This is a genomic window from Streptococcus parasuis, assembly GCF_021654455.1.
Taxonomy (GTDB): Bacteria; Bacillota; Bacilli; order Lactobacillales; family Streptococcaceae; genus Streptococcus; species Streptococcus parasuis.
This window is the reverse complement of the sequence record NZ_AP024276.1, coordinates 482,887-499,416: the sequence shown is the minus strand read 5'-3', so window position 1 is coordinate 499,416 and position 16,530 is coordinate 482,887. Positions and strand designations below refer to the sequence as shown.

General features: G+C 41.9%; 16 protein-coding genes. 4 read left to right on the top strand and 12 right to left on the bottom strand.

The features are described 5' to 3' along the window. Positions 1-2: 2 nt before the first annotated feature. Positions 3-1,895: an NAD(P)/FAD-dependent oxidoreductase gene (locus tag L6410_RS02500; RefSeq protein WP_024396472.1), complete on the bottom strand. Its 1,893-nt coding sequence runs from the start codon at positions 1,893-1,895 to the stop codon at positions 3-5. Positions 1,896-2,078: 183 nt separating this feature from the next. Between L6410_RS02500 and L6410_RS02495 the strand changes: the two genes are divergently transcribed. From L6410_RS02495 to L6410_RS02480, 4 genes are all read left to right on the top strand, one after another. Continuing rightward, on the top strand, positions 2,079-2,618 hold the full coding sequence (locus L6410_RS02495) for a Gx transporter family protein (protein WP_172055012.1): 540 nt from the start codon (positions 2,079-2,081) through the stop codon (positions 2,616-2,618). Positions 2,619-2,968: 350 nt separating this feature from the next. Next, positions 2,969-4,318, top strand: a complete 1,350-nt coding sequence (locus L6410_RS02490) for a TrkH family potassium uptake protein (RefSeq protein WP_172055013.1) — start codon at positions 2,969-2,971, stop codon at positions 4,316-4,318. Positions 4,319-4,330: 12 nt separating this feature from the next. Beyond that, the gene (locus L6410_RS02485) at positions 4,331-4,996 is read left to right on the top strand and encodes a potassium channel family protein (RefSeq protein WP_024391110.1); all 666 of its coding nucleotides are present in this window, start codon (positions 4,331-4,333) and stop codon (positions 4,994-4,996) included. A 74-nt stretch (positions 4,997-5,070) separates the two neighbouring features. Continuing rightward, a complete protein-coding gene (locus L6410_RS02480; protein WP_237395791.1) occupies positions 5,071-6,408 on the top strand; it encodes an MATE family efflux transporter in 1,338 nt (445 codons plus the stop codon). 22 nt (positions 6,409-6,430) lie between these two features. Here the strand turns inward: L6410_RS02480 and L6410_RS02475 are convergent, their stop codons facing one another. The 11 genes from L6410_RS02475 to L6410_RS02425 form a co-directional block, all read right to left on the bottom strand. After that, positions 6,431-6,802 carry a hypothetical protein gene (locus tag L6410_RS02475; protein ID WP_237395789.1) on the bottom strand — a complete coding sequence of 124 codons (372 nt, stop codon included), beginning with the start codon at positions 6,800-6,802 and terminating at the stop codon, positions 6,431-6,433. A gap of 76 nt (positions 6,803-6,878) precedes the next feature. Beyond that, a complete protein-coding gene (locus tag L6410_RS02470) occupies positions 6,879-7,724 on the bottom strand; it encodes a hypothetical protein (RefSeq protein WP_237395787.1) in 846 nt (281 codons plus the stop codon). Beyond that, positions 7,684-7,956: a hypothetical protein gene (locus L6410_RS02465; RefSeq protein ID WP_237395784.1), complete on the bottom strand. Its 273-nt coding sequence runs from the start codon at positions 7,954-7,956 to the stop codon at positions 7,684-7,686. Before L6410_RS02465 ends, L6410_RS02470 begins: the two co-directional genes overlap by 41 nt. A 77-nt stretch (positions 7,957-8,033) precedes the next feature. Further along, positions 8,034-8,291, bottom strand: a complete 258-nt coding sequence (locus tag L6410_RS02460) for a DUF896 family protein (RefSeq protein WP_172040980.1) — start codon at positions 8,289-8,291, stop codon at positions 8,034-8,036. A 9-nt stretch (positions 8,292-8,300) separates the two neighbouring features. Continuing rightward, positions 8,301-10,337: a glycine--tRNA ligase subunit beta gene (gene glyS, locus L6410_RS02455; RefSeq protein WP_237395783.1), complete on the bottom strand. Its 2,037-nt coding sequence runs from the start codon at positions 10,335-10,337 to the stop codon at positions 8,301-8,303. Continuing rightward, positions 10,337-11,254 carry a glycine--tRNA ligase subunit alpha gene (gene glyQ, locus L6410_RS02450; protein ID WP_002939388.1) on the bottom strand — a complete coding sequence of 306 codons (918 nt, stop codon included), beginning with the start codon at positions 11,252-11,254 and terminating at the stop codon, positions 10,337-10,339. The genes glyS and glyQ overlap by 1 nt, the downstream gene beginning before the upstream one ends. Before the next feature lie 383 nt (positions 11,255-11,637). After that, positions 11,638-12,117, bottom strand: a complete 480-nt coding sequence (locus L6410_RS02445; RefSeq protein WP_237395780.1) for a DUF1398 domain-containing protein — start codon at positions 12,115-12,117, stop codon at positions 11,638-11,640. A gap of 266 nt (positions 12,118-12,383) precedes the next feature. Further along, positions 12,384-13,088 carry a B3/B4 domain-containing protein gene (locus tag L6410_RS02440; protein WP_237395778.1) on the bottom strand — a complete coding sequence of 235 codons (705 nt, stop codon included), beginning with the start codon at positions 13,086-13,088 and terminating at the stop codon, positions 12,384-12,386. 181 nt (positions 13,089-13,269) lie between these two features. Next, positions 13,270-13,962 (bottom strand): methionine ABC transporter permease, encoded by a 693-nt coding sequence (locus tag L6410_RS02435; RefSeq protein WP_105126955.1) that lies wholly within the window; start codon positions 13,960-13,962, stop codon positions 13,270-13,272. Then, positions 13,963-15,027: a methionine ABC transporter ATP-binding protein gene (locus tag L6410_RS02430; protein WP_237395776.1), complete on the bottom strand. Its 1,065-nt coding sequence runs from the start codon at positions 15,025-15,027 to the stop codon at positions 13,963-13,965. Next, positions 15,020-16,387, bottom strand: coding sequence for a M20/M25/M40 family metallo-hydrolase (locus L6410_RS02425; RefSeq protein ID WP_136670199.1), 1,368 nt, complete (start codon positions 16,385-16,387; stop codon positions 15,020-15,022). The genes L6410_RS02430 and L6410_RS02425 overlap by 8 nt, the downstream gene beginning before the upstream one ends. Between the last annotated feature and the right edge of the window lie 143 nt (positions 16,388-16,530).

Below are 16,530 nucleotides of genomic sequence, written 5' to 3'. Positions count from 1 at the left end.
CTTTATTTATTATCCTTGATCCTGTATATATGCTTGGGCTTCCCATAAATGGTCTTATCAAGGAAGCGACCTAACCATGGCATAATCCAATAATCTAATCCAAATGCTCTACCAGAACCATTCATTAATGAGATTGCTGCTGGGATAAACCAAATATTTACCCAGTAGAACATTCCTGATAAACTAAACATCACAACCAAAGCGACTGTTGCAGCAGAGACAATCCATACAAATGCACCTGCAATCAAGGCTAAACCAATCCCAATTTCTGCAATAGTCATGAATTTTTGCATAAATAGTGCAACTTCTTGGTTTGGCATTAAGAATTCCATGATAGATGCAAACCAGTTAGGCATTTTTTCTAATACCGTCATTGGTGTCTCACCATAAGCATAACTCAACCCAAAGATTGGATGAGCTGCTTCTGCTACTGCAGTAGCTGCTTGTGAAGCGCTTGATACTGTTTCAGCTGCTGACGCTCCAGATACAGGATCAGCTAACCATGGGAATGGGAAAACAACTTGATCCCCAAACCATGAGGTTGTTCCGAACAATCCAAATGCTTTTTTCACCCCTTCATAGAGCCAAACAGAGCCATATAACAGGCGCATTGGCACAGTCCATAAAAGGTTTCCTTTACCAGATGTATGACCACCAAAAATATTTCGTTTATTCTTAATATCAAAGAATTCATGACGTACATAGGATCCCATGTAGAAGAAACTGCGAATGGTAAAGAAATAAAGTAAGTTGACCATATGTTTTACAGCCATCGCAAAGAACCCTGACATATGGTACTTATCCATCAAGAATGCTACACCATAGCGTGATCCGATAGATACCATAAAACCATCATACTTGCCTTTATAACTGTGCTTTTCTCCGCCGTTGATCGCTGCAATGATATTGCTTGCTGCAGTATGACCAGTTTGTTCAGCTGCTTGAACGATTTGAGGGGTTGGTTTTCCTTCTGATTCTTCAAAGTAAACCAAGTCACCAGCCACATAGACATTTTCTTTGCCTTTGGCTTCCATGAATTCATTGGCAATTAGGCGACCTGCACGCGCTTTTTCAATACCGAATTCACTAGCATCAGAATTTGCTTGAACACCTGCAGTCCAAATAGAGGTGTAGGTTTGAATTTGACGGCCAGATGCCAATGTTAAGCTATCTTCTTGTACACTTGCTACACCATCGCCAAGAACCAATTCAACACCTTTTTTCTCAAGGTATTTGCGAGCCTTGACTTGCTCTTTTTCAGTAACCATAGCCAAGATATTTGGCGTTGCCTCAACAACCTTAAGTGAGAATTCTTTTGGATCCAACTTGAACTCACGCGCCAAAATCGGTACCCAGTCAATCAACTCACCGATCATCTCAATACCTGTGAAGCCAGCACCGATAACTGTAAAGGTCAGAAGGGCACGTCGTTTTGCTTCATCATGTTCACGCATGGCACGGTAGCAAGCATCAATCATGTGATCATGCAAACGTTCAGCTGCCTCAATTGACCATAAAGTGAAACCATGTTCTTTGACACCTTTGACACCAAAGTCATTCGCCTCACCACCCATAGAAAGAAGCAAATAATCAAATGCCAAGGTTTGGTGTTCAGCAACGACTTGTTTCTTATCGTAGTCAATTTCTACAACTTTATCTGTTACCAACTGAACCTTTGGATATTTTTTAAAGATTCGTTGTAAGTCATACTTAATCGCATTAGCTTCCACACGTCCTGCAGCCACTTCATGCAACTCTGTCATGTAAGTATGGAAAGAGTTTTTATCAATCAAGGTAACGCTTACATCTTTGTTTTTCTTAAACGTTTTCCCTAATAGTCGAGCTGCTGCAATCCCTGCGTAGCCAGCACCGACAATCACAATATTTTTCGTCACAATTAATCCTCCTTGTGAAAATAGCAACAATTTATAACAAAATCATTATATCTTAATATCTTATACATTTCAAGCGTTTTTCAATAATTAGTGGTATATCTGCACACTTGCATGGTAACGAAAAAAAATGTAAGATAACTAGTAAGAAAATAATGCCAAGAAAGAATATTTCAAAAGTCAATGATGAATTCCAAACGTAAAACCTTAAATTTTATTACGATGTTAGCTGCACAAGCTGTCGTAATTTCGGTAGTTGAACGATTAATCCCTACACCTTTCTCTTTTGCCCCTGGCGCTAAACTAGGCCTTGGCAACCTCATCAGCTTGATTGCAATATTTACACTCCCTGCGAAAGATAGTGTAAAAGTGGTTTCGTTACGCTTACTTATTTCAACTTTTCTAGGTGGTACTTTCTCCACTTTTCTCTATAGTTTCGCAGGAGTGACTCTAAGCTATATTGTAATGTTATCTGCAAAACAACTCGGACCTCGTCGGGTCAGCCCAATTGGCATTTCAATACTGGGAGGTATGATGCACAACGTCGGTCAATTGATTGTTTTCGCTACCATCGCTCGCTCTTTTTATGTATTGAACTACCTTCCGATACTCTCTTTTAGCGGAATACTTTCTGGATTTTTGGTAGGATTGGCCGCCACTTACTTGCTTGAAAAAGTGGGTCCTCTTCGTTACTATCACTATAAAATATTAGCTGAGTGGAAATAGCTCTCTTCTTTTTAATCTGAATACAAAAAATCTAATGCATATAGATTAGCTAATAGTATATATTCAATTACTTGATAATCAGATTCGATTAATATGATACAAAGTCAGCTCACAAAATGAATTGACTTTTTTTGTTATGAAGCGGCCTATTATTACTATTTTAGCAGAATAATCGATAATCTATCGTCTGAATTTTCTGCATGTAACCCTTTACAAAACTGGTATTCATCAGGTTATAAAATCCCTTGATTTTCTTGATAATTTCATAAACATTTTAATTCATTATTTCTTACCTTTTTCAACTATTTGTGCTACAATAGCTTCATATTTAATTATCAAAAGGGAATATCATGTCTTTTTTATCTATCAAACTGACTCCAAGTCAACGAATTATGTTTAGCTTTCTATTCGTGATTTTGGTAGGTTCCATCTTACTAAGCTTACCTATTTCGCAAGCTGATAGCTCCGTCGCCACCTATTGGGATCATCTTTTTACAGCTGTTTCTATGGTCTGTGTGACAGGCCTGTTCACTCAAGCTGTCTCCGAATCATATTCTACCTTTGGACAGATTATCTGTATGTTGTTGATTCAAATCGGTGGACTTAGTCTTATGGGTTTCATTGGTTTGTTTGCTCTCCGTGGTGGTCGAAAGATGGATTTTATGAATATGGCTACGCTCCAAGAAGCCTTATCTCGTTCTGATACCAAGCACTTTCGTAGCTTTATCAAATCTGCCTTCGGTTTTACATTAGCAATAGAATCTATTGGCGCTTTGATTCTATCATTTCAATTTGTTCCAGATTTTGGCTGGCAACGCGGCCTTTTCAGCTCTGCATTTTTAGCAGTTTCAGCTTTCTGTAACGCAGGCTTTGATAACTTTGGTGCTACTAGTATTGTCCGCTATGTTGACAATCCACTAGTCAATCTGACTTTAGCCGCCTTAATTATCATGGGGGGACTGGGATTTTCTGTTTGGTTTGACTTTCAAACACAGATTGTAACCAAAGGACACTTTAAAAAATTACGTTTTCACACGAAGGTAGTTCTTGCATTAACCATTACTATTCTATCAATTGGGACACTTCTTACTCTTATTACGGAATGGAACAACCCAGATACTATTGGAAATCTCCCATTTTGGGAAAAATTACTAGTTAGTTTCTTCCAAACTGTTACCATGCGAACCGCTGGTTTTGCAAGTATTGATTATACAAAGGCTGAACCAGTCACACTTCTCATTTATATTTTTCAAATGATGCTTGGTGGCGCACCTGGCGGGACTGCTGGCGGGATAAAGATTACTGCATTTCTTACCATCATTCTCTATGCACGTAGTGAAATTTTAGGTCTGCCTCATACAAACTTTATGTCTCATACTATCGACAATCTAACAATACGAAAAGCATTCGCAACATTTTCTGTCTTTCTAATGATCTTTTTAGCCGGCCTTTTTGCAATTACGGTAACTGATGCGACTCAACCTCTGATTTATCTTATGTTTGAAGTCATGTCGGCTCTAGCAACTGTAGGAGTTACTGCTAACTTAACTCCAAATCTTAGTATGGCTGGTCAGGCCATTATCATGGCTCTCATGTTTTTCGGACGTATCGGACCATTATCCATTTTAGCAAGTCTCTCTATTCGCCGCATTTCAAAAACAGAAAGCTTGCAATACGCAAAATCATCATTGTTAGTTTAATAGGGGAAAATTATGTCAACTTACACTATCGGAATTTTAGGTCTCGGTGTATTCGGGACTACCATTGCTAAAACACTTCATAAATACGATTGCAATATCATTGCTGTTGATAACCATGAGCATCAAATCAATCAGCTTGAATCCATTTTAACAAGGGGGGTTGTTGGAGATATTACAGACCGCTCTCTTTTAAGGGCCGCAGGTATCGAAAACTGTGATGCTGTAGTTGTTGCCACTGGTAACAATCTCGAGTCAAGTGTCCTCGCGGTTATGCACAGTAAAATGTTAGGCGTGCCTAAAGTCATTGCCAAAGTAAAAGGTACCACTACAAAAGAAGTATTATTGCGCATCGGGGCGGATAAGGTTATCTCGCCTGAAAGAGAGACAGGAATTTCACTGGCTAAACACTTAATTCATCGAAGCACTACCAGTGTCTTTGAATTGGGAGGGAATGTTTCAATTGTTGAATTCAAGCCACCAAAAAAATGGTTTGGTAAAACATTGGCAGAGTTGCAATTACGTCAGAATTACAAAATGAACATCATCGGCTACCGTTGCGGTGAGAATCAGGAACTGAATATCCAATTAACACCAGATTATGTTTTCAATGAAGATGAATTGATTACTGCAGTAACCGATCATAACACAATTGACCATTTTGAAGATTTAACCAATTAATATAAAAAAAGCCCACTGAAACTGCTATTGCAGACATTAGTGGGCTTATACTCTGCACCTTTTCAGGAGATTTTATGAATGATTTAACCAAAGGAAGACCAATCATTGTTATTTTGCGCTTCACTCTTCCTCTCTTAATCGGTTCTTTTTTTCAACTAGCTTATAATTTTGCCGATTCCATGATTGTCGGCCACACCCTGGGTGAGGAAGCTTTTGCCAGTGTAGGGACGGCCGGTAGCCTTATCTTTCTAATTGTAGGTTTTGCTCAAGGATTGACCAGTGGGCTTGCCATTGTTACCGCACAGCGATTTGGGGCTAGGGATACTGTTGGCCTCCGCCATAGTTTTGTTCACGGACTTTTCTATTCCGTTCTTGTCAGTCTTATTTTAACTGTCCTATCACTCATCTTTCTACGTCCTATTTTAGAATTGTTACAAACACCAGTAAATTTAATTGAGCATTCTTATTCATTCATGGTAGCCATATTTGGTGGGATGGTCTTTACTATTTTATATAATTATTTATCCGCTGCCATTCGGAGTTTAGGTGATTCAACCACTCCACTTTTAGCTCTCATACTGGCTTGTATCATCAATATTATACTCGACTTTTTCTTTATCTTGAATGTTGGGTGGGGTGTATTTGGCGCTGGTTTTGCTACCGTAACCGCTCAAGCAGTTTCTGTCCTCTACCTACTCTTTCATATTAAACGAAAAATTCCTCAGTTTCATCTTACAAAATCTGATTGGAAGTTAGATAAAGATAATTTGAAAAAACATGCACAGGTTGGTTTCCCCATGGGATTTCAGGCAAGTATCATTGCAATTGGAGCTCTTACCCTTCAAGCAATGCTCAATCAGCTTGGAACCCAGGCCATCGCTGCACAAGCCATTGCTAGCAAGACAGATCAATTAGCTATGTTACCTATGATTAATTTAGGTCTGGCCATCTCCACTTTCACAGCCCAAAACTATGGTGCTAAAGAATACAAAAGAATTCTGGAAGGACTCAAACAAGCTCTTTGGATTGATATCGCTTGGTCGATTATCTATGCTATTTTACTAATCATCTTCCATGGTTTCTTCTCCAGTTTGTTTTTGCCAGAGGCAAGTTCAGAAGTTCGCTCTCTCGCATTGAGCTACTTCATAATCAATGGCAGTTGTTATTGGATTTTGGCCATTCTCTTCATTATTCGTAGCTTCGTTCAAGGTTTAGGTAAGGGCTTCATTCCAACCTTGGCCGGATTTGGTGAACTAATTATGCGAGCCGGTGTAGCAATTATCGGGCTCCAATTATTCGGATTCTATGGAGTTGCCGCCGCCAACCCGGCAGCTTGGATAGGAAGTATTTTAGTTCTCATCCCAAGCACAATTATCCTCTCCCGCAAACTAAAAAAAGGAGAGACTATTTAATCTAAAAAGCGCATGATTTATGTCATGCGTTTTTAAAATAGTATTTTCGTAGAAATTGGATATGAAGGACATTCCAAAGCGCACTATAGCTAAGCCCAACCAAGAAAGCCATCCCGACTTGCACATTGGACACTGGTAGCAGATTAACAAAAAGAATTAGTCCCAAAATAACCACTAATAGAATACCTGTCGTCATCTTATCCCACTTAAAATAAGCCGACAGGGCTTTGTCAGGACAAGCTTGTACTTCCTTGAACTGTTTGAAACTAGCACCAAGACTGGCTCCTGCCGCCCCCATGATCGCACCAAAATAATAGTGTGGAAGGACATAGACCGACAAATAAGCGACTATAACATAGGTAAGTACCAACAAGGTGTACATCAGTTTTTTCATGACAAATCTCCCTATCAATTGTTTCTATACACATTTTAACATATATTTTGTTGTAAATACAAGTCAAAATAATCTACTATGGCAATTGACTTTCCAACTCAATCTCTGCTAAGAGCTTGCCATAATAAGCCTGTTCATCAGCCAAGAGCGGGCTATTGGGCAGCATTTTTTTAGCCTGAGCCAGAGATTTTTTCAAGGCTTTGCTATCTCGAGTAATACGCTGATAGTAGAGAGCAGCTAGGACTTGGTAATTTCCCATAGGGTATTTGAGCAGGGACTTGACTTGTTTGTCCTGCCCCAAGTTCTTAGCCTCTTCATTCAAACCTTGCAAGATATAGACTTCTAACAGTACAAGTTTCGCCAGCTTCACGATATAATTATTGTCCGATGCCGCTATCACTTTTTCCAAGCGTTCCTGGGCTTCTTGATACTCCCCGTTGAAAATCAGTACTTCCGTCCAGTTAAGATAGTGAATCTGTGGCAAATGACCAGGCAAGATTGGCAAGTCCATGACAAAATCACTTAAATTCGCAGCAGTTGGATCCACCATGACTTGAGAGGTATGTCTAAGCGCTTGATAAACCAATCGGCTATACTCAGGATGAGTACGCAACTCCTGAATCTTAGCTCCATCCGCCATACCAGAGGGGTTGGCGTTGAGGATAAACAAGGCTAGATTGAGGAAGATTTGCGACAGGGGCAGACTCCAATGTCCTGTCATGAACCCAATCAAAACAGAAATAAGTATGAGACTGAGATGAACAATCAGGCCACCTGCAAACATCAAAATTGCCCGAGGGTCATTCTCGTCTCTTTTGACTCCGATATACTGAGCAGCTGCCCCTTGCACAATCACGGTTTTCTTCCATTTCCAGCCCTGGTCAGTCTTGACCACCAAGCGATTGCCCAAGCCAAGTGCCACCAAAGTCAAAACCTGTCAACCAACCAAAGAAAGAATGCCCCAGTTCATGGAGAATGAGGGTCAGGTAAAAACTACCTAGAAACCAGACATAACCTAGACCAAACACCCACAATCCATGGAAGGAATCATTTTCTGGTAACAGCTGAGCCATCCCATAAGTCGAATACATGGAACTCGCGAAACCACAAAGAACAGAAACACCTATAACAAACCAATTCCATACTTTCTTCATAACAAACCTCCTTTTAATAGTATAACAAAAAAGACTAGAAAACCTAGTCTTTCCTTGTTTTTTTAGCAATCTTATTCTTAGGAATTAGGATCGTCCAAACTACGGCCATGCAAGCCTTTTTCACGTTGGACTTGACGAAGTTTCTCTGGTGTCACATCGTTGCCATCTTCATCAACCAGCTTAATCCCCTCAATATGATGACGGATTGCTCGACGATACCCCTCGATGTATTCTTCCCTGAGCTGAGCCTGTTCAACTTTTTCCTCTGGTGTCAAGGTACCAGCTTTTTTCTTTTTAGCCAATTCATTGATACGATTGATTTTTACTTGTTCCATCCTTTCCCCCTACTTACTATTCAAGAGATTGAAGACCGCCACAGCACTTGCCTTATCCGCCAAGGATTTCAGTAGAGCCAAACGGTTGGCTTTGATTGCCACATCATCTGCCATGACCATAGTATTGTCGAAGAAGGCTGCGATGACTGGGCTCAATGCAAAGAGCTTGTCCAAATTGCCTGCCATGTCTTCCATCAACTCCAAGCCTGCCACTGCTGCAGCAAGGGCTTTCTCCTGGTCATTTTCAAAGAGGGCCTCGTCAATCGCAGTTGCCTCCGCCTTTTCAGCCAAGTTGAAGACCCGTGACAAGTTTTCCACGGCTTCCTTGTAGTCAGCCTCTTTTGATTTTTGGAAAATAGCTGAGCTGGCTGCCAGTTGCAGTCTGACCACAAAGGTTGAGCTGGCAAGTACAGCCTCACGGATGTCTTTCGGAATCGCCTTGTCCATCATCTTCTCTACACGGGCACGGATAAAGTCCATAACAGCTGGCTGGTTGTCATAGGTCAAGCTGGCAAAGTTCAAGCTGTAGAGTTCCGCAATCAACTCATCCAATGGAATTTCCCAGCCAAATGCTTCCAAGATCCGCACGATACCTTGTGTTGCACGACGAAGAGCGTAAGGGTCGTTTGAGCCAGAAGGAATCAAACCAACAGAGAAGAAGGATAGGAGGGTATCAAATTTATCAGCCAGTGCCAAGACCGCACCGACCTTGCTCTCAGGCAATTCGCCTTCTGCTGAGTTTGGCAAGTAGTGCTCACGGATTGCTACTGCCACCGCAGGTTTTTCCCCTGCAAGAAGGGCATACTTCTCACCCATGATTCCTTGCAATTCATCAAACTCACCGACCATACCTGTCAAGAGATCAAACTTGTAGATGTCCGCCGCACGCGCCACATCTGCTTTTTCATCCGCAGACAAGCCAGCCAAGTCAGCCAATTTTTCTGCGATAACCTTGGTACGTTCCATATGCTCATAGAGTGATCCGATTTTTTCATGGAAGGTCACGACTTTGAGGCGTTCCACCAAGTCGGAAATCTTGAGTTTTTGGTCCTCACGCCAGAAGAACTCACCGTCTTCCAAACGAGCCACCAAAACTTTTTCATTCCCTTTGATGACATTATCAATATGCTGGTCGTTACCATTGCGGACTGAGATGAAGTTTGGCAAGAGCTTGCCAGATTTATCACGCACTACGAAATAACGTTGGTGATTTTTCATAGAAGTCACCAAGACTTCCTCTGGCACTTCCAAGTACTTGGTGTCAAAGGAGCCCATAAAGGCAGTTGGGTACTCGACTAGGTTGAGAACTTCATTGAGCAGGTCCTCATCTATCTCAACGGTCACATTATGTTTGTCCTCGATAGCCTTGATTTGCTCGATAATCATATGTTGACGCTCTGCGGGGTCTGTAATGACAAACTGTTCACGCAAGTCCGCCTCGTAAGAATCTGCACTTGCAATCTCGGTTTCATTTCCAAGGAAACGATGACCACGGCTGATGCGAGCTGACGAAATGTCCAAGAAATCCATATCCAGTGCCTCGTCATCCAAGAGAACGGTCAGGGTGTGGACAGGGCGGATGTAGGCAAATTTGTTGGAGGCCCAGTTCATGCTGACTGGGAAGGTCATAGCCTTCAAGACCTCTGGAAGACCCGCCAACACTGCCTTAGCTGGCTGACCAGCTTCGTGTTTGGTCACATAGACATACTCTTCACCCTTGATCTCGCGGAATTCGATGTCAGCAGTCGTCAAGCCTTTGCCACGGACAAAGCCTTCTGCAGCCTTGGTGAAGTTTCCGTCTGCATCCAAGGCAATCTTCTTAGCAGGACCCTTGAAATCTTCCGTCAAGTCAGTCTGCTGGTCTGCCAAACCACGCACACGAACAGCCAAACGGCGTGGTGTTGAAAAGACATCGATGCTATCAAAAGCCAAACGGTTGTCTGTCAAAAAAGTCGCCATGCGGTCACGCAACTGGTGCATGGCTGGGGTTACGATGTAGGCAGGAATTTCTTCCAAGCCAAGTTCAACAAGTAAATTCTTTGTCATTATTCTGCGTCCTCCTTCAACAATTCTGCTCGTGTTGCTTCATCTAAAAGTGGGAAGCCTAGTTTCTTCCGTTCTGCCACAAAGGTTTTGGCAACGACACGAGCTAGGTTACGGATACGGGCAATGTAGCCTGCACGCTCGGTTACAGACACAGCTCCACGGGCATCCAACAAGTTAAAGGTGTGAGAGCATTTGAGCACATAGTCAAAGGCTGGGTGAACCAAGCCTTCTTCCAAAGCCCGCTCTGCTTCTTTTTCAAACTTAGTGAAGTTTTCAAGGAGCATATCCTGGTCTGACACTTCAAAGGAGTATTTTGAATGCTCATACTCCGGCTGGATGAAAATTTCACCGTATTTAACGCCGTCTGCCCACTCGATGTCGTAAACGGAGTCAACTTCTTGGATATAGGAAGCCAAACGCTCCAAACCATAGGTTACTTCGGCTGTGACTGGACCAGTCGCCAAGCCACCGACTTGTTGGAAATAGGTAAACTGCGTGATTTCCATACCGTCCAACCAAACTTCCCAGCCCAGACCTGCTGAACCTGTTGACGGGTTTTCCCAGTTATCCTCAACGAAACGAATATCGTGTTCCAAAGGATTGATGCCCAAACGCTCCAGAGACTCCAAGTAGAGTTCTTGAATATTAGATGGCGATGGTTTCATGACCACTTGGAATTGGTGGTGCTGATAGAGACGGTTGGGATTTTCCCCGTAACGACCGTCCGCAGGACGACGACTTGGCTCAACATAAGCCGCATTCCATGGCTCAGGACCGATAGCACGCAAGAAAGTGTAGGGACTCATGGTACCCGCACCTTTTTCCGTATCATAAGCCTGCATGAGCAAGCACCCCTGCTCATTCCAAAATTGTTGTAAGGTCAGGATAATTTCCTGGAAAGTAAGTTTTTTAGACATATTCTTCCTTCTTTCTATTTTAAATATTCTTGCGACGTGAGCCTTCCTAGCCGATATTGCTAGGAAAGGCGAACTAGTACAGCGTCTAGCTCAGTCGCCCTAGCGATGAGCGTGTGGCAATTCGACTGAAAGGAGACGATGCCACTGACGCTGTGAAATGTAAGTTTCTTTGACATAATATCCTCTTTCTATTTTAAATGCTCTTGCGACGTGAGCCTTCATAGCCGATACCGCTAGGAAAGGCGAACTAGTACAGCGTCTAGCTCAGTCGCCCTAGCGATGAGCGTGTGGCAATTCGACTGAAAGGAGACTATGCCACTGACGCTGTGGAATGTTAATTTTTTAGACATATATTTCCTTCTTTCTATTATATTTCAAAATTGCTAGTTCTCCACACTCGGTACAGCTTCCACAAAAACAGCTTGCTCTGCCTTATCCAGATAGGAACAGGTCATGGCTTTTAGGTCGATGACCCACTTGTAAATCCCTGCTTCTGCTGTTACTTGGCAGAAGGTAGGGAAATCTGTTTGCCCAGCCTGATGATTGCGTAAGATAGTCACAAACTGGTCCAGATTAGCTTGGTCCGAAACAGGTATCGTCACTTGATAGCCCCGCTTTTCCAGAGTCTGCCCTGTCTGTGAGCGATAGGTAACCTGTCCAGACTGGATATCCACAGTATTTTCCACCATACCCAAGTCCTTAAAATAGGCAATCAGTTTGGGAAAATCAGGCCCAGTAAACTGTTCATGACCTCGATTGATATTTTCTAAGGTGAACATTGGTCTCCTTTCTTTATAGTAGCTGTCTTCCAACTTGAGATGAAAAACAAGAAATACTCGGTCGGCAGACAAAAAGAACCACATTCTCTTCCCCTGTCAACCGACATAGGGGCGTTGAGAACGCGGTTCCACCCTAATTTATTACTTCATTTGTATGATTCTGATTGAGTCGGACATGGTCACGACTGGGAAAGCGCCAATTATTTCAAGACTGGCTTGGCTTTCACTCTCCCAAGCTCGCTAGACAGGCTTTTGAAACAACCTTCTTTCATGCTTAGTATTGTAGCAGAAAAATCAGCATTTGTCTAGAAAGACCACTATTTATCCGAATACAATCCCGCTGACAAATCCTACAAGGCTATTGCAGGCGTATCGCGATTTAGTAGATATTTTTCTGGTACTACTCCCAAGAATTTTTCTGCGTGTTGACTGATAAAATCAAGGGCATTTTCCAAATCTTCTACTCTATCAGAATTGACCAACTCCATGACCAAGAAAGCATTCTTTGTCTCATCCGTAATCATGGTTCGCTCACCATCGCGCCAATTGAAACAGCGACAAACGGCTCCTTTATCATCCTTATAGCAAACTTCACCTGGTAGAGTTGGATTATTATTTTCATCACCAATGAGATAGAATTCGTCTCCACCCTCAGTGATCGTTAGTTGGAGATCGCCTACAAATGTATCTAAATCTTCAGCACCACATGGAAGACCAAAACGTAAACTCGCCGCATTATAAATATCCACTAAGGGCGAGATTGTCGAAACTGGACGGTCACTAGCAGAACGCTTCAAAAGTGCTTCAATACTAGAACGTGCACCTTTTTTAGTTTTGAATTTTTGATAAGCTTGGCGATACGTTTGGATAACTTCATTTTCACTAAAAGTATCTTCTGTAAGAAATTTCTGGGCAATTTCATTACTTTCTTCCAGTAGTTTCACTAAATCTTCTGGTGATTCTGATGGCGTTTTATAATCTTTCAATAATAGAACTCCAATTTTTGCATCTGGAAATAGACTCCAGAAAGATAAATCAACAATAAATTGTGACATATTCCGACTCCTTTTATAGAAAAAATCAGCACCCTATGAACACCTTCAAAGACTTAATGATGTTCATAAAATGCTGTTGCATGACTACCCGGTGGCAGTGTTTATTTAATTATATTTATTGTATAAAGATGCTTTAAATAAGTCAAGGACTATCCAAAATTTGAAAAACACAGCTAAATAACTATCTATGACTAATCTTCCTGGTCAAGAAATCACCAATAAATTGAATGGCAAAGATGATAACCAAAATCAAAAGAGTTGCTAAAAAGGTCACATCATCATTATAGCGCAAGTAACCATAGGATAGTGCAACTTGTCCCAAACCACCTGCTCCGATGGCTCCAGCCATGGCAGTGTAGCCCACCAATGAAACCAAAGCAAAAGTTGTCACACGAATTAAGTCTGGTAGCCCCTCACGCAGATAGACAAGGACAATATCCCAGAAAGTCGCACCTGATGCCTGAGCAGCCTCAATGACACCACGGTCCAATTCTGACAAGACCACTTCAACCTGACGGGCAAAGAATGGAAATACTGAAAGAGCAAGGGGCACCAAAGCCGCGTCTGTACCAATGGTTTTTCCAACAATAATTTTTGTCAAAGGAGCAATAGCTGCCAACAAGATAATAAATGGAATGGCCCGGAAGATAGAAGCCACCTTGTCCAAAATCCAATATGCAGTCTTATTGGCAATAACCCCACGTGGACCTGTCAAAACCAAGAATAAACCAGACACCAAGCCCATAAATCCACCGAAAGCAAAGGAAACAAAGGTCATATAGAGGGTCAAATTAAAATGTGTTAACCAACCTGTCTGACCATCCCAGCCCAATTTATAAATATCTGGAAAATTCGTTTGAATCCATTCTAACATCTAGTTCGCTCCCTTCAAAATCGTCACTTCTACACGGGCCTCCGTCACTGCCTCAATCGCACGGTGCAACTGACCAGGTTCTCCTGATAAGATCACTACCATCTCACCGACTGGCGTATGGTCCAAAATTTCAATATTGCCATAAAGAATATTGGCGGATACTTGATAGAATTTATACAAATCATTGACAATTGCCGTATCCGTGTTGGAACCAGCGTACTTGAGTTGCACTAAAATACTATTCTCAGGCAAATTCTTAACAATATCCTGCTGATAAATTTTTACCAAGGCCTCATCAATTCCTGTTGCTGTTTTGATGAAATCCTGTGTCAATTCTTCTTTTGGATGAGAGAAGATTTCTAAAACCGAACCTTCTTCAATCAAACGACCATCCTGCATAACAGCCACACGGTTACAAATGTCTTTTACAATCTGCATCTCGTGGGTAATCATGACAATGGTCAAGCCCAATTTTTCATTCAATTCCTGCAAGAGGGCCAAAATCTGCTTGGTCGTTTTCGGATCCAAGGCAGAAGTTGACTCATCTGAAATCAAGATTTTAGGGTCATTTGCTAAGGCACGGGCAATGGCAACACGTTGTTTTTGACCACCAGACAACTGAGCTGGATAGTTTTCAGCACGGTCAGAAAGCCCAACCAAGTCCAACAACTTAGCAACTTTTTCTTTCTTCTCTTCCTTGCTCAAACCCGAATGCTTAAGGGCAAAGGCTACGTTTTCTTCTGCCGTCATTTGGGCCATCAGATTGAAATGCTGGAAAATCATGCCGATTTCACGGCGTTTGCTCCGCAATTGAGCTGGGGTAAGTGTGACCTTTTCTCCCTCGTAAATTACATCCTCATCGATAGTAATTTTACCCGCTGTCGGCACCTGCAATAAATTAATCACTCGAACAAGGGTAGATTTCCCTGCTCCAGAATAACCTACGATACCGTAAATGTCCCCTTGATTGATATGGATGGTCACATCCTTTACCGCTTCTATGGTTCGTTTTTTTTGCTGGAAAGTTACATCAATATTATCTAGCTTAATCATTTTCTTACTCATAACTTGCTATTAACTCCTCTACTAATTCAACATGGCTATAGTAGTCAGCGATGCTGACATTTTCATCTCCTGCATGGTCGCGACTGTTGGCATTACCCATACCAAAGCCCACAATTGGTACACCTAAAGCGTGAAAGACCGTATGCATGGGACCTGTCCCCGGTGACGTCGGCAAAACAGCAACTCCTTCTGGTGTCAATTTTTTGGCCAACTCAATCACATTGACAATGGCAGGGTGGGACATGTCACTACGATAGCTCATTTCTCCCAAAGTGAAGATAACCTCAATTTTGTCAAAGCCATGTTTGTCCAAATGCTGTCGAATCTTATCTAATACATCATGCGGCTCCAACCCAGGTACCAAACGGACTTCCATCTTAGCAGAAGCCTGAGCTGGTATGATGGTCTTGACACCTTGACCAAGATAGCCAGTTGACAAGCCTTCAATGGTAATCGATGGTTCAAAATACAAACGCTTCAGAAACTCACGACGATCTTCTACCAAGGTTGGAAGAGTCAGGCCATAAATATCTTTCATAGACTGACTGGTCGCCAGTGCAAATTCCTCCACCAAGGCCAATTCACGCTCATTTGGCTCTTGCACTTGCTCGTAAATGCCATCTACAAGGATTCGTCCATCTGCAGCCCGCATGGATTGAAGTGCTGATAATAAATACCAGCTTGCCGAATCAATGACACCTCCATAGGAAGAATGAATATCCAAGTCCGCTGATTTGACCTGAAGATCAAAGGTCACAATTCCCTTATTTCCCCCAGCAATTTCTAGCTGATGTAGGCTATTGCGATGCCCTTGCTCCCAGACAAGTAGTTCAGCACCAATCAAATGTTCTTTATATTTTGAAAGGTATTTGTCCAAGTCGACAGAAGCTGACTCTTCTGCCCCTTCCATAATAAAAATCACATTGACTGGTAGCTGACCATCCTGTCTAGCCTGATATTTTTTCAAGGCCGACAGACGAGCTGTGATATGGCCCTTATCATCATCTACCCCCCGACCATAGATATAACCTTCAGAAATAGTCAATTCAAAGGGGTTGCCCTTCTCCCATATTTGATCCGCATCTGCTGGGACAGTGTCATAGTGATTGTAAAAAATCAAAGTTTTAGCATTTGGAACAGTTGCCTCAAACCTAGCAATGACAAATGGTGCTGCATAGCTGTCGTCTAAAACAACATCTGCCCCAGCCTCTTCAAACATTTCTTTCAAATAAGTCGCCACATCCAACAAACCAATCTGCTGAGCAAAAATGGATTTCTTTGAAATCAAGACCTTCAACTTTTCAAAATAGTTTTGAATAATCGCATCATTTTCAAATGCTTGAACTTTACTATCTGCCATACTTTCTCCTCATACTCAATGAAAATCAATCAAATCTACTAACCAAAATCAAATATTCTCCCACATTTCTGACTTTGGTTAAGAGATTTTTTCTTATCTCTATAAAAACAGATAGAGGGCTGAACAATACTGCCCAGTCCTCA